This window comes from Pseudomonas frederiksbergensis, from assembly GCF_001874645.1.
Lineage (GTDB): Bacteria > Pseudomonadota > Gammaproteobacteria > Pseudomonadales > Pseudomonadaceae > Aquipseudomonas > Aquipseudomonas frederiksbergensis_B.
Map to the genome: position 1 here is coordinate 3,370,227 of NZ_CP017886.1, position 22,269 is coordinate 3,392,495.

General features: G+C 59.8%; 20 protein-coding genes. 11 read left to right on the forward strand and 9 right to left on the reverse strand.

Translation table 11 applies throughout. From position 1 onward, the window contains the following. Nucleotides 1-2: 2 nt before the first annotated feature. Nucleotides 3-953 carry a choline ABC transporter substrate-binding protein gene (locus BLL42_RS16160; protein ID WP_071553001.1) on the reverse strand — a complete coding sequence of 317 codons (951 nt, stop codon included), beginning with the start codon at nucleotides 951-953 and terminating at the stop codon, nucleotides 3-5. Nucleotides 954-1,383: 430 nt separating this feature from the next. On the opposite strand from BLL42_RS16160, the gene BLL42_RS16165 reads away from it, so the two are divergent. After that, a complete protein-coding gene (locus BLL42_RS16165) occupies nucleotides 1,384-2,760 on the forward strand; it encodes an L-serine ammonia-lyase (protein WP_071553002.1) in 1,377 nt (458 codons plus the stop codon). A gap of 447 nt (nucleotides 2,761-3,207) precedes the next feature. Beyond that, the gene (gbdR, locus tag BLL42_RS16170; RefSeq protein ID WP_071553003.1) at nucleotides 3,208-4,311 is read left to right on the forward strand and encodes a choline metabolism transcriptional regulator GbdR; all 1,104 of its coding nucleotides are present in this window, start codon (nucleotides 3,208-3,210) and stop codon (nucleotides 4,309-4,311) included. 115 nt (nucleotides 4,312-4,426) lie between these two features. On the opposite strand, the gene BLL42_RS16175 is transcribed toward gbdR, so the two are convergent. The 6 genes from BLL42_RS16175 to choX form a co-directional block, all read right to left on the reverse strand. Beyond that, nucleotides 4,427-4,690 carry a hypothetical protein gene (locus tag BLL42_RS16175; RefSeq protein WP_071553004.1) on the reverse strand — a complete coding sequence of 88 codons (264 nt, stop codon included), beginning with the start codon at nucleotides 4,688-4,690 and terminating at the stop codon, nucleotides 4,427-4,429. Nucleotides 4,691-5,029: 339 nt separating this feature from the next. Next, entirely contained in the window at nucleotides 5,030-6,193 is a 1,164-nt protein-coding gene (locus BLL42_RS16185; RefSeq protein WP_071553006.1) for a gamma-butyrobetaine dioxygenase, read from the reverse strand. A 19-nt stretch (nucleotides 6,194-6,212) separates the two neighbouring features. Beyond that, complete coding sequence (locus tag BLL42_RS16190) at nucleotides 6,213-6,689, reverse strand: thioesterase family protein (RefSeq protein ID WP_071553007.1); 477 nt, start codon at nucleotides 6,687-6,689, stop codon at nucleotides 6,213-6,215. A gap of 187 nt (nucleotides 6,690-6,876) precedes the next feature. Continuing rightward, entirely contained in the window at nucleotides 6,877-7,842 is a 966-nt protein-coding gene (locus BLL42_RS16195; protein WP_071553008.1) for an L-carnitine dehydrogenase, read from the reverse strand. Nucleotides 7,843-7,967: 125 nt separating this feature from the next. Continuing rightward, the gene (cdhC, locus tag BLL42_RS16200; protein ID WP_071553009.1) at nucleotides 7,968-8,855 is read right to left on the reverse strand and encodes a 3-dehydrocarnitine:acetyl-CoA trimethylamine transferase CdhC; all 888 of its coding nucleotides are present in this window, start codon (nucleotides 8,853-8,855) and stop codon (nucleotides 7,968-7,970) included. Between the two features lie 118 nt (nucleotides 8,856-8,973). Then, on the reverse strand, nucleotides 8,974-9,918 hold the full coding sequence (gene choX, locus BLL42_RS16205; protein ID WP_071553010.1) for a choline ABC transporter substrate-binding protein: 945 nt from the start codon (nucleotides 9,916-9,918) through the stop codon (nucleotides 8,974-8,976). A gap of 194 nt (nucleotides 9,919-10,112) precedes the next feature. Here choX and BLL42_RS16210 point away from each other — a divergent pair, with 194 nt between their 5' ends. Both BLL42_RS16210 and BLL42_RS16215 read left to right on the forward strand, forming a co-directional pair. Next, nucleotides 10,113-11,072 carry a GlxA family transcriptional regulator gene (locus tag BLL42_RS16210; RefSeq protein ID WP_071555774.1) on the forward strand — a complete coding sequence of 320 codons (960 nt, stop codon included), beginning with the start codon at nucleotides 10,113-10,115 and terminating at the stop codon, nucleotides 11,070-11,072. 68 nt (nucleotides 11,073-11,140) lie between these two features. Continuing rightward, nucleotides 11,141-12,322 (forward strand): AAA family ATPase, encoded by a 1,182-nt coding sequence (locus tag BLL42_RS16215; RefSeq protein WP_071553011.1) that lies wholly within the window; start codon nucleotides 11,141-11,143, stop codon nucleotides 12,320-12,322. 13 nt (nucleotides 12,323-12,335) lie between these two features. Here BLL42_RS16215 and BLL42_RS16220 read toward each other — a convergent pair whose 3' ends face one another. Continuing rightward, entirely contained in the window at nucleotides 12,336-12,755 is a 420-nt protein-coding gene (locus BLL42_RS16220; protein ID WP_071553012.1) for a DUF3010 family protein, read from the reverse strand. Nucleotides 12,756-13,023: 268 nt separating this feature from the next. On the opposite strand from BLL42_RS16220, the gene BLL42_RS16225 reads away from it, so the two are divergent. After that, nucleotides 13,024-13,320: a helix-turn-helix domain-containing protein gene (locus BLL42_RS16225; protein ID WP_071553013.1), complete on the forward strand. Its 297-nt coding sequence runs from the start codon at nucleotides 13,024-13,026 to the stop codon at nucleotides 13,318-13,320. Then, nucleotides 13,317-14,555 (forward strand): type II toxin-antitoxin system HipA family toxin, encoded by a 1,239-nt coding sequence (locus BLL42_RS16230; RefSeq protein WP_071553014.1) that lies wholly within the window; start codon nucleotides 13,317-13,319, stop codon nucleotides 14,553-14,555. Before BLL42_RS16225 ends, BLL42_RS16230 begins: the two co-directional genes overlap by 4 nt. Nucleotides 14,556-14,559: 4 nt before the next feature. Here the strand turns inward: BLL42_RS16230 and BLL42_RS16235 are convergent, their stop codons facing one another. After that, nucleotides 14,560-14,961 (reverse strand): lysozyme inhibitor LprI family protein, encoded by a 402-nt coding sequence (locus BLL42_RS16235; protein WP_071553015.1) that lies wholly within the window; start codon nucleotides 14,959-14,961, stop codon nucleotides 14,560-14,562. Between the two features lie 237 nt (nucleotides 14,962-15,198). Between BLL42_RS16235 and BLL42_RS16245 the strand changes: the two genes are divergently transcribed. The 5 genes from BLL42_RS16245 (at nucleotide 15,199) to etfA (ending at nucleotide 22,256) form a co-directional block, all read left to right on the forward strand. Continuing rightward, nucleotides 15,199-16,176 carry a dipeptidase gene (locus tag BLL42_RS16245; RefSeq protein WP_071553017.1) on the forward strand — a complete coding sequence of 326 codons (978 nt, stop codon included), beginning with the start codon at nucleotides 15,199-15,201 and terminating at the stop codon, nucleotides 16,174-16,176. A gap of 163 nt (nucleotides 16,177-16,339) precedes the next feature. Continuing rightward, the gene (locus BLL42_RS16250; protein ID WP_027606002.1) at nucleotides 16,340-16,870 is read left to right on the forward strand and encodes a DUF5943 domain-containing protein; all 531 of its coding nucleotides are present in this window, start codon (nucleotides 16,340-16,342) and stop codon (nucleotides 16,868-16,870) included. Nucleotides 16,871-16,885: 15 nt separating this feature from the next. Continuing rightward, entirely contained in the window at nucleotides 16,886-18,946 is a 2,061-nt protein-coding gene (dgcA, locus tag BLL42_RS16255; RefSeq protein WP_071553018.1) for a dimethylglycine demethylation protein DgcA, read from the forward strand. A gap of 140 nt (nucleotides 18,947-19,086) precedes the next feature. Further along, on the forward strand, nucleotides 19,087-21,036 hold the full coding sequence (gene dgcB / locus BLL42_RS16260) for a dimethylglycine demethylation protein DgcB (RefSeq protein ID WP_071553019.1): 1,950 nt from the start codon (nucleotides 19,087-19,089) through the stop codon (nucleotides 21,034-21,036). Further along, nucleotides 21,036-22,256: an electron transfer flavoprotein subunit alpha gene (gene etfA / locus BLL42_RS16265; protein WP_071553020.1), complete on the forward strand. Its 1,221-nt coding sequence runs from the start codon at nucleotides 21,036-21,038 to the stop codon at nucleotides 22,254-22,256. The genes dgcB and etfA overlap by 1 nt, the downstream gene beginning before the upstream one ends. Nucleotides 22,257-22,269 lie beyond the last annotated feature (13 nt).

Consider the following 22,269-nt stretch of genomic DNA (forward strand, 5'->3'; position numbering starts at 1 on the left):
AATTACTGTGCAAGCTTGGCTTTCACGGCGTCCAGGCCTGGTTTACCGTCAATGGTGGTCACGCCAGCGAGCCAGGTATCGAGTACCTGTGGATTCTTTTTCAGCCAGGCCTTGGCGGCCGCTTCAGGCTTCATCTTGTCGTCCAGGATGTTGCCCATCAGCGAGCTTTCCATGTCCACGGTGAACTCCAGGTTTTTCAGCAATTGGCCAACGTTGCTGCATTCCTGGCTGTAGCCCTTGCGGGTGTTGGTCAGGACGGTGGCCGCACCGAAATCCGGGCCGAAATAGTCGTCGCCACCGGTCAGGTACTCAATCTTGAAGCGCTTGTTCATCGGGTGCGGTGCCCAGCCCAGGAACACCACCGCGGTATCGCGCTTCTGGGCGCGGTCGACTTGCGAGAGCATGCCCGCTTCACTGGACTCGACCACTTTGAAACCAGCGTCTTTGAGGCCGAAGGCGTTCTTGTCGATCATACTCTGGATCAGACGGTTGCCGTCGTTACCCGGCTCGATGCCATAGATCTTGCCGTCCAGCTCTTTCTTGAACTTGGCAATGTCTTTGAAGTCATGCAGCCCTTTGTCGTAAAGCGCTTGTGGCACCGCCAGGGTGTACTTGGCGCCTTTGAGGTTGGTGCGCACGGTTTCCACGGTGCCGGCATCGCGGTAAGCCTTGATGTCGTTTTCCATGGTGGGCATCCAGTTACCGAGAAACACGTCCATGTTCTTGCCGTCGGCCAGGGACTTGTAGGTCACCGGCACGGAAATCATGGTGGTCTTGGTCTTGTAGCCCAAGGCGTCGAGCACGACGCTGGTGGTCGCCGTTGTGGCGGTGATGTCGGTCCAGCCGACATCGGAGAAGTTTACGGTGCTGCACTGTGCCGGTTCTGTGGCATGAGCCACAAGCGGCAGACTCAGCATGGCGGCCAACAACAACGACGGGGAACCTATTTTCATGGGTGGACTCCTGAGTGTTTTTTTTGGCGGTGTTCTGACCGCACTTATGAGTGTTGCGGTTGGTGGGCGTGTGGAGACTGCTCTACCACGGCGCCGTGCAATCGAGTCGAGACTGATCATGGACCAGTGGATTTCTGACGCCTACAGGGTGCGTCGTATCCAGTACAGGGATGGTCGCATCCAGTGTCGGTGAGGTCGTTTACAGCTTTATTCAGCGCTTTTTAGTCCTCTGAGCCGCAAAAAAACGGCCAAAACGTAACGTCTGCGGCCTGCGGCGCTGGTGGGCATGGGTGCGTCGGTGTGAGACGTCGAGCGACATTACAAAAGCCTGATGATGCGGCTATCTCGGCGGATTGCAGCTTGAGCGTAGCAGCTCCGTCACCGGGTGCCTTGACGCCTGGAATCTGCTCATCGAGGAGTCTCGCACGTCATGGCTATCAGTGTTTTCGACCTGTTCAAAATCGGCATTGGCCCCTCCAGCTCGCACACCGTCGGGCCCATGCGCGCCGCGGCGTTGTTCGTCGAGTCGTTGCGCGGGAAGGTGCTGCTGGAACAGGTGCACAGGATCGAAGTCCAGCTGTTCGGCTCCTTGTCGGCCACCGGTATCGGTCACGGCAGTGACAACGCGGTGATCATGGGCTTGATGGGCGAATGGCCGGACGCGATCGACCCGTCGCAAATCGGCATTCGCATCGACACCTTGCGTGAAACCCACACACTGTTGCTCGACGGTCGCTTGCCGGTGCCCTTCATCTGGGCGCGGGACATGCGCCTGATTGATGAGAACCTGCCATTCCATCCCAATGCGATGACCCTGGTGGCTGAAGGTGAACACGGCGAGTTGCATCGCGACACCTACTATTCAGTCGGCGGTGGTTTTGTCGTCGATGAGGCACAGGCTTCAAGCGGCGTGGTCGATCTGGATCGCAGCGTATTGCCTTACGATTTTTCCAGCGCCGCGGAGCTGCTTGCCCTGTGTCAGAAGCACAACCTGCGTGTCGCCGAGTTGATGATGGCGAACGAAAAGGTCTGGCGTTCAGAAGAGGAAATCCGCAGCGGCCTGATGACACTCTGGCGCGCCATGCAGGACTGCGTCGAGCACGGCCTCAAGCACGAAGGCATCCTGCCTGGCGGTCTGAACGTGCGCCGTCGTGCTGCCAGGTTGCATCGCAGCCTGCAAGAGCTGAACAAGCCCAACGTGATCGGTTCGACCTTGAGCGCCATGGAGTGGGTCAACCTGTTCGCCCTCGCGGTCAACGAAGAAAATGCTGCCGGTGGGCGGATGGTCACGGCCCCGACCAACGGCGCGGCGGGGATCATCCCGGCGGTGTTGCACTACTTCATGAAGTTCAGCGAGGTGGTGACGGACGCTAACGTCGTCGACTATTTCCTCGGTGCGGCAGCGGTCGGGATCCTGTGTAAAAAGAACGCCTCGATTTCCGGCGCTGAAGTCGGCTGCCAGGGCGAAGTCGGTTCGGCCTGCGCGATGGCGGCGGCCGGCTTGGCGGAGATTCTGGGTGCCACGCCGGAGCAACTCTGCAACGCGGCGGAAATCGGCCTGGAGCACAACCTTGGTCTGACGTGCGACCCGGTCGGCGGGCTGGTGCAGGTGCCGTGCATCGAGCGCAACGCAATTGCCGCGGTGAAGGCGATCAATGCGGCGCAAATGGCCTTGCGCGGTGACGGTCAGCACTTCATCTCGCTGGACCGGGTGATCCGCACCATGCGCGATACCGGCGCTGACATGCACGACAAATATAAAGAGACATCGCGCGGTGGGTTGGCGGTCAGCGCGGTGGAATGCTAAGACCGCGATGAGGGCGGACCAGTCAAAACTGCGCGCTAAGTGAACACCGGATCGAAAACGCGTCACCTTTTAGCGCGTCGCAATCAGACAACAAAAATCCCCAGCGGTCGGACGTCATCCAGGGCTCCGACCACTCGTCACCTGTGCTTGGGGTGACACTCTTTCCTGGCCCTGTTTAATGTGCTTCCCACAAGTGCTACCGATGTGCTCACACCCTGCGGGGCAGGGCGCCTGCCAGCCTGATACCCCCTTACTCGTCGACTGAGCCCTGTAGACACATATAGACACACCGCGACGTCGTTTTCAGGAGTTATTGAATGCTCATTCAACTTTAGGCATGGCAATTGCTCTGTCATAACAAAGCCCCGTCTCACGACACGAGAACGATGGCCATAACAAGAGCCTCCGCCTGAGGCCATCACCCGCTTTGTGTGAGGAGATACCGCGATGACGTCGTTCAACTCCGGGGCCCAACCCCAGAACCGTGCGCCTCAATCCATCGGCTTTTTGCTGCTGGACAATTTCACGCTGATTTCTCTGGCCTCCGCAGTAGAACCCCTGCGCATGGCCAACCAATTGTCCGGTCGCGAGCTGTATCGCTGGAGCACCCTCACCGTTGACGGCGGCCAGGTCTGGGCCAGTGACGGTCTGCAAATCACCCCCGACGCCTCCATGCACAAAGCCCCGGCCCTGGACACCGTCATTGTCTGCGGTGGTATCGGTATTCAACGCACGGTGACCCGTGAGCACGTGTCGTGGCTGCAAAGCCAGGCCCGCCAGTCGCGTCGTCTTGGCGCCGTCTGCACCGGCAGTTGGGCCCTGGCCTGCGCAGGTCTGCTGGACGGTTTCGATTGCAGCGTGCACTGGGAATGTCTGGCGTCGATGCAGGAAGCTTTCCCGCGTGTGGCCATGAGCACTCGCTTGTTCACCCTCGACCGTAACCGTTTCACCAGCTCCGGCGGCACCGCGCCACTGGACATGATGCTGCACCTGATCAGCCGCGATCACGGCCGTGAACTGTCGGCAGCGATCTCGGAAATGTTTGTCTATGAGCGCATCCGTAACGAACAGGATCACCAACGCGTGCCGCTCAAGCACATGCTGGGCACCAATCAGCCGAAGTTGCAGGAAATCGTCGCGCTGATGGAAGCCAACCTTGAAGAACCGATCGACCTTGATGAACTGGCGGTGTACGTCGCCGTGTCACGTCGTCAGCTGGAGCGGCTGTTCCAGAAATACCTGCACTGCTCGCCGTCGCGTTACTACCTCAAGCTGCGGCTGATCCGCGCTCGGCAATTGCTCAAGCAAACGCCGATGTCGATCATCGAAGTGGCCTCGGTCTGCGGCTTCGTGTCGACCCCGCACTTCTCCAAGTGCTACCGCGAATATTTCGGCATTCCACCGCGTGACGAGCGCGTCGGTTCCAACACCACCCAACAGGTGGCAATGATGCCAATCCCGCAAGCACTGGTGCTGGCGCCGCTGTCCGGACCGATGTCGGCGCTGAGTCAGGCGCGTAACGAATCGACGTTTGCCAGCGTAAGGCTGTAACAGAAAAGATCGCAGCCTGCGGCAGCTCCTACGAAGGTTGCGTATGTTCGTGAATGTCACGGGTATACGCAGATTCTGTAGGAGCTGCCGCAGGCTGCGATCTTTTGTTTTGCTATCAGGCGATGCGGGTCTGCTGGTATTGCGCCAACGCTGGAAGCAGTTGCTTGTCGATCGCCTGGCGCACAGCCGGCAGAATCGTCGCGCTACTGGTGTACATCTGCTTGACCATGGTCCTCAGGGTCATGGCCCGCACATCGTTCAAACCGCGTACCGCGCACTCACAGGCCAGCTCTGCAGTGGCGCCACTCGGGACTTCAAACCCAAGCGCCTTGAGCTGGCCCAGCAGGTCTTCCTGGTCAATCAAATCAGCGTGCATCATGACGCAATCCTTCTTCAGGGAACGGTGTCGTGGCTCGATTCTGGTAGGGGCGATGGGTGGGGGCAAGGACGATTTGTCGCAATGGCCGCAATACCTATGAACAGGTCGTTTTCGACTAACTTGCGGGAGGAAGGAGTGGGCACACTGGGTTCAGCTGGCGTCACGAAGGTTTGGTCACCCTCGCGCAACGGCTCCTCAACAGTACATCCTGCCTCGATCCTGTCACGGCTTGATCGGGGCTTTTTTTGCCTGTTGAAGAGCAAAAGATCGCAGGCTGCGCCAGCTCCTACGGGGGGATGCGTTCGGCGTAGGAGCTGGCGAAGGCTGCGATCTTTTGACTTAGCGTTGCAACACCAAAATGCGCGACAACAACTCATCGCGATCGATGTAGCAGCCCTGGAAATGCCGGGCGCCGCTGGCGGGGTCGAAGGCGTTACGGGCGTGGAGGGTTCGGCGGTTGTCGAAGCACCACATTTCACCGGGGTTGAGCCGGGTCATGTGCCGGAAACACGTTTCGCGGGTCATGGCGATAAACCGTCGATAGGCCCGATACAACTTGGGCATCTGCTCGACCGATGCATCGAACGGCCCCCGCAGGAAGTTCGCCATGCGGATTTCCGACACCTGCCCCAGCGCATCGAGGGCGATGATCGGTGCCAGGCAGCGGTAGTCGCTGTGGCGGTCCTTGTTGCGAAACTCCACGGGGATCTCGCACAGCGCGCGGAAGGCTTCGGGGTCTTCCTGGCGCAAGGCGTCGGCAATGGCAAAACCGTCGACAAAAATGCTTTCGCCACCGTCTGCGTCATTGACCAGGCAATGCAGAAATTGCAGCCCCGGTTGCAACTCGCGTGTGGGTAGATCGCTGTGCAGTGGCAGGTTAAACGCGGTGTAAGCGTTGCTGTCAGCGTCGGCCTTGGATTGCACGTTGAACAACACGCCGAAATTGCTCTCGCGAATAAACGAAATCCGCTTGGCGATGGACGTCAGCGAGCCGGGTTCGGTAGGGATGCCGCGGACCTGGGTCAGGCCGATATCGCGCAGTGCCAGAAGCCATTGCAGCAGGACGTTGGGATCGTCCATTACCGCCTGATACTCGAACACCGGCAGCGTCAGTTGGCTGTTCCACCGCTGGCTTTTCGGTTTGCCGGCGCGGCGTTCGATGCGCGATTCATCGTCATAGGCGTGAGCGCGCAACCAGCCGGGATCGAAGCGGCTGGTATGGCCGTCCAGCCAAGCGATAGACAGACAGCCCAGCGCATCCACTTGGGTTACGGCGGGGCTCAGATCTTCAGCGACATCGACGATTTCCAGCACCTGTTCGCGGGTCACGGTATACACGCAAACCGGGCACGGACAGTTGTCGCGCAGCCATTGATGATGAAAGGGGCTGACCCGGCCATCGGCCCACTTCACCAGCACGCGATCTGCCAAGGATTGCACGGTGGTCAATGCGCTGATCAAGGGGTAACTGCGGAAGTCGGCAACAGCGGCGGCGGTGTTCATGCGGGCTCCTTCTTGATTGTTATTTTTCCGGCGGCAGTGCGATCACTCGGCCGATGTAGGCAGGTGTGGGCAGGTCCGATTGCAGTGCGGTCATGGCCAGCAGTTTGTTCAGTACCGGTTCGCTGAACGGTGCCGAACGCGGTCCCGCAAGGTCGACGTGCAGCAGCATTTGTTCGTTACCCGCCAGTTCCTGTGCGTCGCCGACCCGGTGCAGACTGTGATAGAGGTGCAGGCGTTTACGGTCGTGACCGATGATCTGGGTATGCACCTCGACCTCGGTGCCGAGCTTCACTTCGTGCAGGTAGTTGAGGTGCAGTTCGAGGGTGAACAGCGAGTTGCCACTGGCTTCGCGGTGGTTGCTGTCCATGCCCAGTTGATCCATCAACGAATCGGTGGCGTAGCTGAAGATCAGCAGGTAAAACGCATCGCGCAGATGACCGTTGTAGTCGACCCAGTCGGGGATGATGGCGGTTGTGTACGTGGTTAGTGCGGGCATGATGTCAGTTCCGGCAGTTTGGTGGACGGTGATCCCGTAGCAGCTGGCGTAGCCTGCGTTCGGCCGCGCAGCGGTCGCAGTTCATGCGACTCAATCTTTGCTCGGAATCGCGTTATGGCGGTTTGCGACCGCTGCGCGGCCGAACGTAGCCTTCGGCAACTGCTACGTAGGGCGCGTCAGCCAAAAATTACTCGCTGAAGCTCATGCCATGTTTGGCCTTGGTGGTCTTCACCGCCTCAAGCACTGCCAGCAAGCAATCATCACGATAGCGTTCCAGCGCCGAAATGCTGTGATTGCCCAGTTGATCGCTGGTGCCATCGACCACGTCGTCGATCAGCTTGTCGGTCAGTTCCGGTGCTGGCAGGTAAGTCCATGGCAGTTGCAGTGCCGGACCGAATTGCGCCATGAAGTGCCGCATGCCGGCATCGCCGCCGGCCAGGGTATAGGTCAGGAAAGTGCCCATGAACGACCAGCGCAGCCCGGCGCCAAAACGAATGGCATCGTCGATTTCGCCGGTGGTTGCCACGCCGTCGTTGACCAGGTGCAGTGCCTCGCGCCATAGCGCTTCGAGCAGACGGTCAGCGATAAAACCCGGTACTTCCTTGCGGACATGCAGCGGGCGCATGCCCAGCGATTCGTAAACTTTCATGGCCGCCTGCACCGCTTCTGGCGCTGTGTTCTTGCCGCCGACCACTTCCACCAGTGGCAACAGATAAACCGGGTTGAACGGATGGCCGACCACGCAACGTTCCGGGTGGGTCGAGCCCTCGTAGAACTCGCTCGGCAACAGGCCCGAGGTGCTGGAGCCGATCAGTGCATTGGGCTTGGCCGCCGCGCTGATTTTGCTGTGCAGTTCGAGTTTCAGTTCAAGGCGTTCCGGGGCGCTTTCCTGGATGAAGTCGGCATCACGCACGCATTCTTCGATAGTGGCGACAAAGCGCAGACGATCCTGTGATGCGCCGGGCGCCAGGCCCTGTTTTTCCAGCGCGCCCCAGGCATTGGCGACACGTTTGCGCAGAGCGGCTTCGGCACCGGGCGCCGGGTCCCAGGCCACCACATCAAGGCCATGGGCGAGGGCGCGGGATACCCAACCGCTACCGATGACACCACTGCCCAGCGCGGCGAACGTTTTGATCTCGGTGATAAAGCTCATGGTCACTTCCTAAAGAATTCGGTGATCCCCGTAGGAGCTGCCGCAGGCTGCGATCTTTTTTCTTGTTTTCAAGAGCAACATCAAAAGATCGCAGCCTGCGGCAGCTCCTACGGGGAGGTGGTCAATTAACCGCGCTTGGTCAGACCCATCTTCGCCCGGCCTTCGGCTGGGGTCAGAACGCGGGCGCCGAGGCGGCTGAGGATTTCGCTGGCGCGTTCGACCAGTTGGCCGTTGGTCGCCAATACGCCGCGATCCAGCCAAATGTTGTCTTCCAGTCCGACCCGCACGTTGCCGCCCAGCAACACGGCCTGGGCTGCCATCGGCATTTGCATGCGGCCAATGCCGAAACCGGCCCAGACCGCATTGGCCGGCAGGTTGTCGACCATGGCTTTCATGGTGGTGGTGTCAGCCGGTGCGCCCCAAGGGATGCCCAGGCACAGCTGGAATAGCGGGTCGTCAAGCAGGCCTTCCTTGATCAGCTGTTTGGCGAACCACAGGTGACCGGTGTCGAAGATTTCCAGCTCGGCTTTTACGCCTAACTCCTGAATTCGCTTCGCGCCAGCACGCAGTTGGGCCGGGGTGGAAACGTAAATGGTGTCGCCGTCGCCGAAGTTCAGGGTGCCGCAATCGAGTGTGCAGATTTCCGGCAGCAGCGCTTCGACATGGGCTAGACGGGTCAGTGGGCCGACCAGGTCGGTGTTCGGGCCGAACTCCATCGGGTTCTCGCCGGCGCCGATTTCCAGGTCGCCACCCATGCCGGCGGTCAGGTTGACGATGATGTCGACGTCTGCTTCGCGAATACGCTCCATCACTTCACGGTACAGCGCTACATCGCGGCTGAACTTGCCGGTTTCCGGGTTGCGTACGTGGCAGTGGACCACGGTGGCCCCGGCTTTGGCGGCTTCCACTGCGGCGGCGGCGATCTGTTTTGGGGTGACCGGCACGTGTGGGCTCTTGGCGGTCGTGTCGCCAGCACCGGTGAGTGCGCAGGTGATGATGACGTCGTGATTCATGGTGGGGTTTTCCTTCAGGCCTGATTTTCTGGGCGTAGTATTTTCTGGGCGCGGTTTTGGGGCGTAGCGATCCCGCTCGCAGCCGAAACCGGCTGCGAAGAGGGTGTTCATTTCGGTGTTATTTACCGGTCAGTTGCAGGTTCTCGGCAGCCGGTTTGCCGTCGAACGTGGTCACGCCTTCAAGCCAGCGCTGCTTGTCTTGCGGGTGATCCTTGAGCCATTGCTTGGCCGATTCGAAGGCGTCCTTGTGATCGAGCAACGGTTGCATCATCCGGCTCTCGTCTTCGGCGGTGAAGGTCAGGTTACTGAGCAAGCGACTGACGTTCGGGCACTGGCTGGCGTAGTTCGGGGCGGTCACGGTCCAGACGGTGGCCGAGCCTTCGTTCGGGCCCAGGGCGTCCTGGCTACCGGTGAGGTAGGTCATTTTCACGTTGACGTTCATCGGGTGCGGCGCCCAGCCGAAGAACACCACGGCTTCGTTGCGTCGTACGGCGCGATCCACTGCCGCGAGCATGCCGGCTTCACTGGATTCGACCAGTTGGAATTTGCCTAGGCCGAATTGGTTCTTGGTGATCATTTCCTTGATCTGGGTGTTGGCGCCCGAGCCGGGTTCGATGCCGTAGATCTTGCCGCCCAGTTCTTTTTCAAACTTGGCGATGTCGGCGAAGGTTTTCAGGCCCTTATCGGCCAGGTAAGTCGGCACAGCCAGGGTGGCGCGGGCATCTTTGAGGCTCGGCTCACCGAGGACGGTGACTTGCTTGCCGGCGACGAACGGGGTGATGGTCTGGGTCATCAACGGGTTCCAGTAGCCGAGGAACATGTCCAGGCGCTGGTCGCGGATGCCGGCGAAGATAATTTGCTGGGACGCACTGGTTTGTTTGGTCTTGTAGCCGAGGCCATCGAGCAGAACCTGGGTCATGGCGCTGGTGGCGATCACGTCGGTCCAGTTCACCACACCCATGCGTACGTTCTGGCACGCGGCGGGGTCGGCAGCCATAGCGCCGGAACTCAAGAAAGCGGTACCACTGAGTGCGAGAACGCAGCTGCTGATCAGTCGTTTCATGGTGGGATCCTCGGCAGGTCGTTATTGTGGGGTCCGGCATCTCAGCGTGCCGGTGATGTCACGTTACGCAGCTGAACAGGGGGGGAAACGCACAGTGGCGACCCGCTCTTGCACTGCAGCGACCTGTGCGCTTGTCTGTCGCTTGCAAGTGGCGTATGAACGTCCACACGCTGCCCGCCATCCGAGTGCGTTCCATGTCCCAGGATTTCTACTTTCTGTTGATGCCGGGTTTCTCGGCGATCGGTTTCATCTCGGCGATCGAACCGCTTCGGGTGGCCAATCGCTTTCGCGGCGAGCTATACCGCTGGCATGTGCTGAGCGCCGACGGCGGCCCGGTATTGGCGAGCAACGGCATGTCGCTCAACGCCGATGCGGCGCTGGAACCGCTGAAAAAGGGTGCGACCTTGCTGGTGGTCGCGGGGTTCGAACCGCTGAAGTTCGTCAACCCGCTACTTGCGCACTGGCTGCGCCGTCTCGATCACGACGGCGTGACCCTCGGCGGCATCGACACCGGTAGTTTTGTCCTCGCCGAAGCGGGGCTGCTTGACGGCCACCGCGTGACCTTGCACTGGGAAGCCATCGACGCTTTCAAGGAGTCTTATCCACAGCTCAGCGTGACCCAGGAGCTGTTCGAAATCGACCGTCGCCGCATCACCTCGGCGGGTGGCACAGCGTCCATCGACCTGATGCTCGACCTGATCGCCCAGGCTCACGGCGCCGAGTTGGCGGTTCAGGTCAGCGAACAGTTTGTGCTCGGGCGCATTCGCCCGCGCAAAGACCACCAACGCATGCAGATCGCCACGCGCTATGGCATCAGCAACAAGAAACTGGTGCAGGTGATTGGTGAAATGGAACAGCACAGCGAACCGCCGCTCAGTACTCTGGAGCTGGCGGATTCGATCAAGGTGACGCGACGTCAGCTTGAGCGCCTGTTCCGCTTGTACCTCAGCGACACGCCGAGCAATTTCTACCTGGGGTTAAGGCTGGAGAAAGCCCGGCAGCTGCTGCGCCAGACCGACATGAGCGTGCTGGAAGTGAGCATCGCCTGCGGGTTTGAGTCGCCGTCATATTTCACTCGCAGTTATCGGGCGCGATTTACGCGATGTCCACGGGAGGATCGGCGGCGGTTGGGGGATGGGCGGGAGGTGGTTTGACAGGTATTTATAGTTAATTATACTAGCGACTATAAATTATAGTTGTTTCAATAATTGAGTATAAAGCCATGTCGAAAAGCACCGGTTTTGTGTTCCGTCGCCCCAGCCTGGCTCAAAATATTGCCGATGGTTTGATGGGGGGCGGAATTCAGGATTACACCTCTGGCCTGTTCCTGGCCGCGCCACGGCGTACCGGGAAAAGTACTTTCCTGCGCGAAGACCTGATACCGGAATGTGAGTCCCGAGGTTGGTTGGTTGTCTACGTTGATCTCTGGGCTCACCGGGAAAAAGATCCTGCTGACCTGATCGCCGCCGCCATTGCGGGGGCATTGGTGCCGTATGAGAAGGGTATTCGAAAACTGGCCAAGTCGATGGGCGTCGAGAAACTCAGTTTCCTGCGTACGTTGTCCTGGGACTTCAGCAAGCCACAATTGCCCGAAGGCGCGACGCTGACTCAAGCTCTGGAATTGCTGCACAACGCAGCTGGCAAGACGGTTGTACTGGTGATCGACGAAGCCCAGCATGCGTTGAGCACTGAGGCGGGGGTGAACGCCATGTTCGCTCTCAAGGCGGCTCGGGACCAGCTGAATCAAGGGCGTGAGGGAGATTCCAGTGGTTTGCGTCTGGTGTTCACTGGTTCCAATCGGGACAAACTGGCTCACCTTGTGCTGAGCCGAAACCAGCCTTTCTACGGTTCCAGCATTACGCCATTCCCACTGTTGAGCAAAGCGTTCACCCAAGCCTACACCGTCCATTTGAACGCCCACTTGGCGCAGACCAACCAGTTTGTCGCCGAAGACATCGACGAGGCTTTCGAATTAGTGGGGCGCCGTCCTGAAATGCTCCGGACCATCATTGGTGAGGTGGCCCTGGAGCTGGGCGAAGCAAGCAATCTGAGCCAATTGCTACGAAGCAGCGCCGAGCTGTTGCGTGCCGGTGTGTGGACTGAGTTTGAAAGTGCCTGGAACGCCTTGACCGTTGCACAGCGTGCAGTTCTGCAAGTCATGGTCGAACGCTCGCAGAGCAACGAACCTTTTGCACCCTTCACCGACGCAACGTTGGTGGCGGTGGCAAAAGCGCTGGAAACGATGGGCAGTGACGTGGTGCCGGGCACCCAGACCATTCAGGCGTGCATCGATGCCCTGCGTGAAAAGGAACTGGTCTGGAAATCGAATCGCGGTGCTTACGCGCTTGAGGACAAGTCGTTTGCCGACTGGCTCAAGCACTATCGTGCCCAGAAGGCTCAGTAAGCCTACTGCTTCATCAACCCCGCTTCATCAACCACGAGCATGCTGCTTTGTACGCCTCATGCTGATACTTGTTCAGCGTCGCTGGCAGTGCAAAGTCGTGCTTCTTGTTCTGCGCATTGATGGTCTGCGGTGACAGCAGCGTCACTTCGCAGTTGTCCAGCAACTGGAAAACCCCTTCGATCTTGAAAGTGGTCGGGCCACCCGCGAACTCGCCTTTTTTGCTGCGTTTCTTGATTGCGATGCGCTCGATGCCGTTGTCACGAACAAACGCACTGACTTGCATGGCGAAGGCTTTGACGTTGGCGGCTTCGTCATCGTCGTCGAGGGCGATCTTTTTGGTGTTCAGTGCGACGTGAGTCAACGTCTGATTGTCGAGGGAGGCGACGGCGATGATCGCCTCGCTGCCTTTGATTTCGATGCCGCAGATTTTCATGGATTCGCCTGGGAGGGATGCGTTGAGTGGCGGGCGATGGTCGCGCACCTGACGCAAACGGTCAAAGCTGATGGGCTGATGATGGTTGGATGAGTCCCTTTCGGCTGGAGATCCAGTGAGATCACAGGGATAGAGGGTTATCTGTATAAAAGACAATATATTGTCCGTTAATCAGGTTGATAAGCATTTTTTGGCTATATGTTGTCCATTATTTTTTATCACTCCATCCCACTGCTACACTTGCCAGCATTCACTCTGAGGTCGAATCATGGCGCTTACTCATGTCCTTTACTCGCCTGGCGAGATCGCGTTGCAGATCGCCGAAAACGCCAAGAGGCTAAGGCTGAGCAAGAATTTTTCACGTCGAGCACTCGCCTTGAAATCAGGCGTGCCTGAGTCGAATATCAAACGCTTTGAAACCACCGGGAAGATTTCCCTCGACGGTTTGTTATTGATCGCTATTTGCCTTGGGGTGGAAGAGCCCCTGACCGGTCTGTTCATGTCGCCGCCGTCCCTGAGTCTTCAGGAGCTTAAAAACTACGGCAGATCTCGAGGTCGACCATGAAATCTGTCACCGCACTCAGCGTCAGGCTTCAGGGGGCAAGAGTCGGCGAGCTGGTCGCGATTCCTCGCCAGGGCCTGTTTTTCTCCTATGACCCGGGCTGGTTGGCGAGTGGGTTCAACCTTGCGCCGTTTCACATGGACTTCTCGGTCAATCCCCAGAGGGCGGCCGACCTGCTGTTGTTCAGCGGCTTGCATGGTGCCTTTAGCGATTCGTTGCCGGATGGCTGGGGATTGCTGCTGATGGATCGCTTCTTCCGAAGCGAGTTGAGCGTTGAGCGCAGCGCCATCGGACCGCTGGATCGTCTGGCTTATATGGGTAATCGGAGTATGGGAGCGCTGGAATACGTGCCGATGTTCGAAACGATAGAGAGTACAGAAGACCTCGATCTGGCGGCCCTCTATGAAGCATCGCAGACGATACTGTCCGGCAGCACTGACGAGGTCATCACGTCCTTGCGTCTGGCCGGCGGTTCACCTGGTGGCGCACGACCCAAGGCGGTCATCGGGTTGTCTGCGGACAAGCGTCGTGCAGTGTCGTCATTCGGTCAAATGCCCGAGGGATACGAGCATTGGCTGATCAAGTTCCGCAACGAAGACGAACACCGGGACAGCGGTGCCATCGAACAGGTGTATGCGCTGATGGCGCGCAAAGCAGGCGTCGAGATATCCGAATCGGAGCTGTTTGAAGTCGAAACCGCCAAGGGTATCGAGCGGTTTTTCGCGACCAAACGTTTTGACCGTGAATCAGATGCCAAGCGCCACATGCTGACTGCGTCGGCCATTCTGTACGCAGACTTTCGTGCGCCCAGCCTTGATTACGCGGATTTGCTGCGGGCGACCTGGGCGATGACCAAGGATGCGGTCGAGGTCGAGAAAATGGCCAGATTGATGGTCTTCAACGCGCTGGCCCACAATCGTGACGACCACGCTAAAAACTTCTCGTTCTTTGGTGGGCTGGCCGGGTGGAAAATGGCACCGGCCTACGATCTGACGTTTTCCAGTACGGGCGGGCGAGGCAATGAACACACCACGGCATTTGCAGGTCGAGGCAACCCCTCGCGCAAGGCAATCGTTGAGGTCTGCAAGGCCTTCAGTTTCCTCAAACCTGCGCATTACATCGAGCAGACGCTGGATGCCTTTGCCGCCTGGACTGTCAGTTGCGCCGAGCTGGATGTCGACAAGGCGCAAAGCCGGAAACTGCTGACGGCGCTCGAGTCGGTATGGAGCGCGTTCTAGGGCCTTACTCCTGCCCGATCGACTCCAAAAACTCCGACCGTTCGTCGCTCTTGCTCGCCAGACAATCGTTCAGGTCCATGGTGTAGGTCTTGCTGCCCACCGCTGCGGGGAACGCTGCAATCGCGCAATCGGCATCGCGCGACTTCATCCAGAGCTGCTCGGCGGTCTGGAGTTTGCCGGTGATGTCTGCCAACTGTGCCTTGTTGTTCGCGTATTGGGTTTTCATCCGCTCCAGTAACCCCTGGAAATTGTCCTTGAGCAGTTGTTCGGCGGTGTTCTTGCTATAGGTCGAGCATTCCAGGGTCTGGACGTCGTTTTCGACTGCATCGCACGGGTTGTTGTCGGCTTCTTCAGCCGCCTGTGCGCCGGTCGCTATCAGTGCCAAAGCCAGGAAGATCGATTTCATTGCGTCGCCGCCCTTTTATTCCAGTGAAGCATCCAGTGATGCGGCGAATTCTGGCCCAAGCGCCGGGGAAAGAACAGCTAGGCAAACAGCCTGCAGTGAGGCCCTTTGTCGCGTATTGACGCTTTCGGCAATTCCCCTGTCGTTTTTGCACCCGGCTGCCCCGTCCCTCAAGCATATGCTGACCCCAAAGCGCCGGCAGACGATTCGGCGCATGAATCGCTAATAGGGGACTGCCTGATGAGCCCAGCCGAATTGCACGCCGACAGCATCGTTATCGACGGGTTGATCATTGCCAAGTGGAACCGCGAGCTGTTTGAAGACATGCGCAAGGGCGGTTTGACCGCGGCCAACTGCACCGTTTCGGTGTGGGAGGGGTTCCAGGCAACCATCAACAACATTGCCGCCAGCCAGAAGCTGATCCGTGAGAACAGCGACCTGGTGATTCCGGTCAAGACCACTGCCGACATCCGTCTCGCCAAAGAGCAGGGCAAGACCGGGATCATCTTCGGCTTCCAGAACGCCCATGCTTTTGAGGACCAGCTCGGCTATGTCGAGATCTTCAAGCAGCTCGGGGTTGGCGTGGTACAGATGTGCTACAACACCCAGAACCTGGTAGGCACCGGCTGCTACGAACGTGATGGCGGCCTGTCCGGTTTTGGTCGTGAAATCGTCGCAGAAATGAACCGCGTCGGCATCATGTGCGACCTGTCCCACGTCGGCTCCAAGACCTCCGAAGAAGTCATCCTCGAATCGAAAAAGCCGGTGTGCTACTCCCACTGCCTGCCGTCGGGCCTCAAAGAGCACCCGCGCAACAAGTCCGATGAAGAACTGAAGTTCATTGCCGACCACGGCGGTTTTGTCGGTGTGACCATGTTCGCGCCGTTCCTTGCCAAGGGCATTGATTCGACGATCGACGACTACGCCGAAGCCATCGAATACACCATGAACATTGTCGGTGAAGACGCGATCGGTATTGGCACCGACTTCACCCAGGGGCATGGCCAGGACTTCTTCGAAATGCTGACCCACGACAAGGGCTACGCCCGTCGTCTGACCAGCTTCGGCAAGATCATCAACCCACTGGGTATCCGCACCGTGGGCGAGTTCCCGAACCTGACCGAGACGCTGCTCAAGCGCGGCCATTCCGAGCGCGTAGTGCGCAAGATCATGGGCGAAAACTGGGTCAACGTCCTCAAGGATGTTTGGGGCGAGTAACGCCACTTTCAAACAACTTTCGTTGTAGCAGCTGCCGAGCCTGCGAGGCTGCGTTGCGGTCCGCAGGACCGCCCTAGGGGGCCGCTTCGCAGCCCAACGCAGCCTCGCAGGCTCGGCAGCTGCTACATATCGCCTCAATACATCGAATTCTGGAGTTTTATTCATGGCCAAGATCGCCCCGCAATTGCCAATCGAAGTCGACAGCGAAACCGGTGTCTGGACCTCTGACGCCCTGCCGATGCTGTACGTGCCGCGTCATTTCTTCGTCAACAACCACATGGGCATCGAGGAAGTGCTGGGCGCCGAGGCCTACGCCGAAATTCTCTACAAGGCCGGCTACAAATCCGCCTGGCACTGGTGTGAAAAGGAAGCTGAATGCCATGGCCTGGAAGGCGTTGCGGTGTTCGAGCACTACATGAAGCGCTTGTCGCAACGCGGCTGGGGCCTGTTCAAGATCCAGGACATCGACCTCGACAAAGGCACCGCCAGCGTCAAGCTCGAGCACTCGGCGTTCGTCTACGTCTACGGCAAGGTCGGACGCAAGGTCGACTACATGTTCACCGGTTGGTTTGCCGGTGCCATGGACCAGATTCTGCAAGCGCGCGGCAGCCAGATTCGCACCGTCGCCGAACAGGTTTACGGTGGCTCCGAAGAAGGCCACGACGACGGCTTGTTCACCGTCAAGCCGTTGTAAGTCGAGGATCCTGCCATGGCTTTCGAAGCAATGTTCCAGCCGATTCAAATCGGCAAACTGACCATCCGCAACCGCGTGCTCAGCACCGCGCACGCCGAGGTTTACGCCACCGACGGCGGGATGACCACCGATCGGTACGTGAAGTACTACGAAGAGAAAGCCAAGGGCGGGATCGGCCTGGCGATTTGCGGCGGCTCCTCCAGCGTGGCCATCGACAGCCCGCAAGGCTGGTGGAAGTCGGTCAACCTGGCCGATGACCGGATCATTCCGCACTTCCAGAACCTGGCCGATGCCATGCACAAGCATGGCGCCAAGATCATGATTCAGATTACCCACATGGGCCGTCGTTCGCGTTGGGACGGCGAGCATTGGCCGACCCTGCTGTCGCCGTCGGGCATCCGTGAACCGGTGCACCGCGCGACCTGCAAAACCATCGAGCCGGAAGAAATCTGGCGGGTGATCGGCAACTACGCCAGCGCAGCCGCACGTGCCAAGGCCGGTGGCCTGGACGGCGTTGAGCTGTCGGCCGTGCACCAGCACATGATCGACCAGTTCTGGAGCCCGCGCGTCAACAAGCGTACCGACGAATGGGGCGGCAGCTTCGAGAACCGCATGCGTTTCGGCCTGGAAGTGATCAAGGCTGTGCGCAAGGAAGTCGGTCCGGACTTCTGCGTCGGCATCCGTATCTGCGGTGACGAATTCCACCCTGATGGCCTGAGCCATGAGGACATGAAGCAGATTGCCAAGTACTACGACGACACCGGCATGATCGACTTCATCGGCGTCGTGGGCTCGGGGTGCGATACCCACAACACCCTGGCCAACGTTATCCCCAACATGAGTTATCCACCGGAGCCGTTCCTGCACTTGGCGGCCGGTATCAAGGAAGTGGTCAAGGCCCCGGTGTTGCACGCGCAGAACATCAAGGACCCGAACCAGGCCACGCGTATTCTGGAAGGCGGTTACGTCGACATGGTCGGCATGACCCGCGCCCACATCGCCGACCCGCACCTGATTGCCAAGATCAAAATGGGCCAGGTCGACCAGATCAAACAATGCGTCGGTGCCAACTACTGCATCGACCGTCAGTACCAGGGGCTGGATGTACTGTGCATCCAGAACGCCGCGACCTCCCGTGAATACATGGGCGTGCCGCACATCATCGAAAAATCGACCGGTGTGAAACGCAAAGTCGTGGTGGTCGGTGCCGGCCCTGCCGGGATGGAAGCCGCACGTGTAGCGGCCGAACGTGGCCACGACGTGACCCTGTTCGAGAAGAAAGAATTCATTGGCGGGCAGATCACGACCGCCTCGAAAGCCCCGCAACGGGACCAGATCGCCGGTATCACCCGTTGGTTCCAGCTGGAACTGGCACGTTTGAAAGTCGACCTGCGCCTGGGCGTTGCGGCGGATGCGGCGACCATTCTCGACCTGCGTCCGGATGTGGTGGTACTGGCTGTCGGCGGTCATCCGTTCCTGGAGCAGAACGAACACTGGGGCGCGGCGGAAGGCCTGGTGGTCAGCAGTTGGGACATCCTTGACGGCAAGGTGCTGCCTGGCAAGAACGTGCTGGTCTACGACACCATTTGCGAGTTCACCGGGATGTCGACGGCAGACTTCCTCGCCGACAAGGGCAGCCAGGTCGAGATCGTCACCGACGACATCAAACCGGGTGTGGCCATCGGCGGTACGTCGTTCCCGACTTACTACCGCAGCATGTACCCGAAAGAAGTGATCATGACCGGCGACATGATGCTGGAGAAGGTCTACCGCGAAGGCGACAAGCTGGTTGCCGTTCTGGAGAACGAATACACCGGTGCCAAAGAGGAGCGGGTGGTCGACCAGGTCGTGGTCGAGAACGGCGTGCGGCCGGACGAAGAAATCTACTACGCGCTGAAGGAAGGTTCGCGTAACAAAGGCCAGATGGACATCGAAGCCCTGTTCGCGATCAAGCCTCAGCCATCGTTGAGCCAGCCGGGTGACGGCTACTTGCTGTTCCGCATTGGTGACTGCGTGGCCCAGCGCAACACGCACGCGGCGATCTACGACGCACTGCGGCTGTGCAAGGATTTCTAAACCGGGCTAACCCCCTGTAGGAGCTGCCGCAGGCTGCGATCTTTTGACGTTGCTTTTTAAGATCAAGATCAAAAGATCGCAGCCTGCGGCAGCTCCTACGCCGACCGCGTTCTCCAAGATGTACTGGCGGGAGCTTCACCATGTTAAACACCCTTCTTCCCATCCTGCTGTTTGCTGCCCTGGGCCTGGCTGTCCTGGGCGCGTTGCGGCGGGTGGCTATGTGGCGCCGGGGCCGTGCGTCCAAGGTCGATCTGATCGGCGGCCTGCTGGCCATGCCCAAACGCTACATGGTCGATCTGCACCACGTGGTGGCGCGGGACAAATACATCGCCAATACCCACGTCGCCACGGCGGGTGGTGCGGTGGCGTCCATCGTGCTGGCGATTCTGGTTCACGGGTTTGGCCTGCACAACCGCTTCCTCGGTTATGCACTGTTGTTGATGACGGCAGTGATGTTCGTCGGCGCGATCTTTGTTTACCTGCGTCGGCGCAACCCGCCGGCCCGTTTATCCAAAGGTCCGTGGATGCGCCTGCCGAAAAGCTTGCTGGCCTTCTCGGCGTCGTTCTTCCTGGTGACCTTGCCGGTGGCGGGCATCCTTCCGGAAAACTTCGGCGGTTGGCTGTTGGCGGCGATCCTCGGTGTTGGCGTGCTGTGGGGCGTCTCTGAATTGTTCTTCGGCATGACCTGGGGCGGGCCGATGAAGCACGCCTTCGCCGGTGCCTTGCACCTGGCCTGGCACCGTCGCGCCGAACGTTTTGGTGGTGGTCGTTCTACGGGTCTTAAACCGCTTGACCTGAACGACCCGCAAGCCCCCTTGGGCGTGGAAAAGCCCAAGGATTTTACCTGGAACCAACTGCTGGGCTTTGACGCCTGCGTGCAGTGCGGTAAATGCGAAGCCGCGTGCCCGGCATTCGCCGCGGGTCAGCCGCTGAACCCGAAAAAACTGATTCAGGACATGGTCGTCGGCCTGGCCGGTGGCACCGACGCCAAGTTCGCGGGCAGTCCTTATCCAGGTAAGGCCATCGGTGAACACGCCGGCAATCCGCATCAGCCGATCGTCAACGGTCTGGTCGACGCTGAAACCCTCTGGTCTTGCACCACCTGCCGCGCGTGCGTTGAAGAATGCCCGATGATGATCGAGCACGTTGACGCCATCGTCGACATGCGCCGTCACCTGACCCTGGAGAAAGGCGCGACGCCGAACAAGGGCGCCGAAGTCCTGGAAAACCTGATTGCCACCGACAACCCGGGCGGTTTCGCGCCGGGCGGGCGGATGAACTGGGCGGCGGACCTGAACCTGACGCTGCTCAGCGAGAAGAAATCCACCGACGTGCTGTTCTGGGTGGGCGACGGTGCTTTCGACATGCGCAACCAGCGCACCTTGCGCGCCTTCGTCAAAGTGCTGAAAGCCGCGAAAGTCGACTTTGCCGTGCTCGGCCTTGAAGAGCGTGACAGCGGCGATGTGGCCCGCCGTCTGGGCGACGAAGCGACCTTCCAGCTGTTGGCCAAACGCAACATCCAGACCCTGGCCAAGTACAGCTTCAACCGCATCGTCACCTGCGATCCGCACAGTTTTCACGTGCTGAAGAACGAATACGGTGCCTTCGATGGCAACTACCGGGTGCAGCACCACAGCACCTACATGGCGGAAATCATCGACGCTGGCGCACTCAATCTGGGTCAGCACAAAGGCAACAGCGTGACGTATCACGACCCGTGCTACCTCGGCCGTTACAACGGCGAATACGAGGCGCCGCGTCAGGTGCTGCGTGCGTTGGGGATCGAGGTCAAGGAAATGCAACGTTCCGGTTTCCGCTCGCGCTGCTGCGGCGGTGGCGGCGGTGCGCCGATCACCGACATTCCGGGCAAGCAACGGATCCCCGACATGCGCATGGACGACATCCGCGAAACCGGTGCCGAACTGGTGGCCGTGGGTTGTCCACAGTGCACCGCGATGCTCGAAGGCGTGGTCGAACCACGGCCGCTGATCAAGGACATCGCCGAACTGGTGGCCGATGCGTTGCTCGAAGACGCGGCACCGAACAAGTCGCCGGCACCGACTAAACGTCAACCTGCGGAGGCCCACTGATGAGCGACATTATCCGCCGCGATCCGCGCGCTGAATGGATCGCCCGCAACCGTCTGCATCCGCTGCACGCCGCCATGCAGCCGGTGGAACACAGCTGGATGGGTCCCAACGGGATCATTCGCAAGAATCCCCACGGCATCGGATTCATCGGCCCCAATGGCATCAAGCGGATTGATCGCAGTGGTGCGCAGCAGGGTGGGGCGACCAAGCGTACGGCGGCGGTTGAAGTGCAATTGCCGCTGCATCAGGTGGTACAACCAGCGTTCTACATCAGCGTGGTGCCGGACATGGTCGGCGGTCGTTTGAGCAGTCACGACCGCGACCTGCTGGGCCTGGCTCATCAGCTTGCGGGTAGAGAGGGTGCGGTGCTGGCGGTGGTCTTTGGCGAACACAAGGAAAACGCGTTCGCCACCGCGGGCGTCGACCGCTTGCTGGTGCTCGATGGCGAAGCATTCAACGGTTATGCACCGGAACAACGGGTGCAGGGGCTGCGGGCTGTGGATAACCAGTTCAATCCACGCCACTGGCTGCTGCCGGACAGCCGCAGCGGTGGCGGTGAACTGGGTCGGCGCTTTGCCGCCGCACTCGGTGAGCGCCCGGCCACGCGGGTCTGGCAGGTCAAGGATCAAGAATGCATCGGCCGCGCCGGTGCCGGTCTGCAAGACCTGTCGCGCCCGGTCGCACGCTTGATTCTGGCGGCGGTGGAATGCGCCGAGCCGGTCAGTGAAACCCGTCACGAAGCGTTGCCGGTGGAGTTATCCACAGCGATTGTGCGCAGCCTGTCGCGGATCGAGGACCTCGGCGCGGTGGCGGTCGATCCGGCCGCGATTCCGATGGCCGAGGCCGAGTTCATTTTCTCGGGCGGCAACGGGGTCAAGGACTGGAATCTTTTCCACAGGACGGCGGTGGCTTTGGGCGCTACCGAAGGTGCATCGCGGGTCGCGGTGGACGACGGTTTCATGGCCCGCGACCGTCAGGTCGGCGCCAGCGGCACCTGGGTTACGGCGCGGGTCTACGTGGCGGTGGGGATTTCCGGGGCGATCCAGCACCTGCAAGGCATCGGTGCCTGCGACAAGGTGGTGGCAATCAACCTCGACCCGGGTTGCGACATGATCAAGCGCGCCGACCTGTCGGTGATTGGTGAAAGCGCGGAGATTCTTCAGGCCTTGATCGCGGCGGTAGAGGCTTACCGCAACGACGCCAAGCGCGATGCGGCTTAAGAGAAGGAAAGGG

Bases quoted from the DNA above. Each gene is read 5' to 3' on its own strand.
- BLL42_RS16160 (WP_071553001.1), bottom strand. From the start codon at position 953: ATGAAAATAGGTTCCCCGTCGTTGTTGTTGGCCGCCATGCTGAGTCTG.
- BLL42_RS16165 (WP_071553002.1), top strand. From the start codon at position 1,384: ATGGCTATCAGTGTTTTCGACCTGTTCAAAATCGGCATTGGCCCCTCC.
- gbdR (WP_071553003.1), top strand. From the start codon at position 3,208: ATGACGTCGTTCAACTCCGGGGCCCAACCCCAGAACCGTGCGCCTCAA.
- BLL42_RS16175 (WP_071553004.1), bottom strand. From the start codon at position 4,690: ATGATGCACGCTGATTTGATTGACCAGGAAGACCTGCTGGGCCAGCTC.
- BLL42_RS16185 (WP_071553006.1), bottom strand. From the start codon at position 6,193: ATGAACACCGCCGCCGCTGTTGCCGACTTCCGCAGTTACCCCTTGATC.
- BLL42_RS16190 (WP_071553007.1), bottom strand. From the start codon at position 6,689: ATGCCCGCACTAACCACGTACACAACCGCCATCATCCCCGACTGGGTC.
- BLL42_RS16195 (WP_071553008.1), bottom strand. From the start codon at position 7,842: ATGAGCTTTATCACCGAGATCAAAACGTTCGCCGCGCTGGGCAGTGGT.
- cdhC (WP_071553009.1), bottom strand. From the start codon at position 8,855: ATGAATCACGACGTCATCATCACCTGCGCACTCACCGGTGCTGGCGAC.
- choX (WP_071553010.1), bottom strand. From the start codon at position 9,918: ATGAAACGACTGATCAGCAGCTGCGTTCTCGCACTCAGTGGTACCGCT.
- BLL42_RS16210 (WP_071555774.1), top strand. From the start codon at position 10,113: ATGTCCCAGGATTTCTACTTTCTGTTGATGCCGGGTTTCTCGGCGATC.
- BLL42_RS16215 (WP_071553011.1), top strand. From the start codon at position 11,141: ATGTCGAAAAGCACCGGTTTTGTGTTCCGTCGCCCCAGCCTGGCTCAA.
- BLL42_RS16220 (WP_071553012.1), bottom strand. From the start codon at position 12,755: ATGAAAATCTGCGGCATCGAAATCAAAGGCAGCGAGGCGATCATCGCC.
- BLL42_RS16225 (WP_071553013.1), top strand. From the start codon at position 13,024: ATGGCGCTTACTCATGTCCTTTACTCGCCTGGCGAGATCGCGTTGCAG.
- BLL42_RS16230 (WP_071553014.1), top strand. From the start codon at position 13,317: ATGAAATCTGTCACCGCACTCAGCGTCAGGCTTCAGGGGGCAAGAGTC.
- BLL42_RS16235 (WP_071553015.1), bottom strand. From the start codon at position 14,961: ATGAAATCGATCTTCCTGGCTTTGGCACTGATAGCGACCGGCGCACAG.
- BLL42_RS16245 (WP_071553017.1), top strand. From the start codon at position 15,199: ATGAGCCCAGCCGAATTGCACGCCGACAGCATCGTTATCGACGGGTTG.
- BLL42_RS16250 (WP_027606002.1), top strand. From the start codon at position 16,340: ATGGCCAAGATCGCCCCGCAATTGCCAATCGAAGTCGACAGCGAAACC.
- dgcA (WP_071553018.1), top strand. From the start codon at position 16,886: ATGGCTTTCGAAGCAATGTTCCAGCCGATTCAAATCGGCAAACTGACC.
- dgcB (WP_071553019.1), top strand. From the start codon at position 19,087: ATGTTAAACACCCTTCTTCCCATCCTGCTGTTTGCTGCCCTGGGCCTG.
- etfA (WP_071553020.1), top strand. From the start codon at position 21,036: ATGAGCGACATTATCCGCCGCGATCCGCGCGCTGAATGGATCGCCCGC.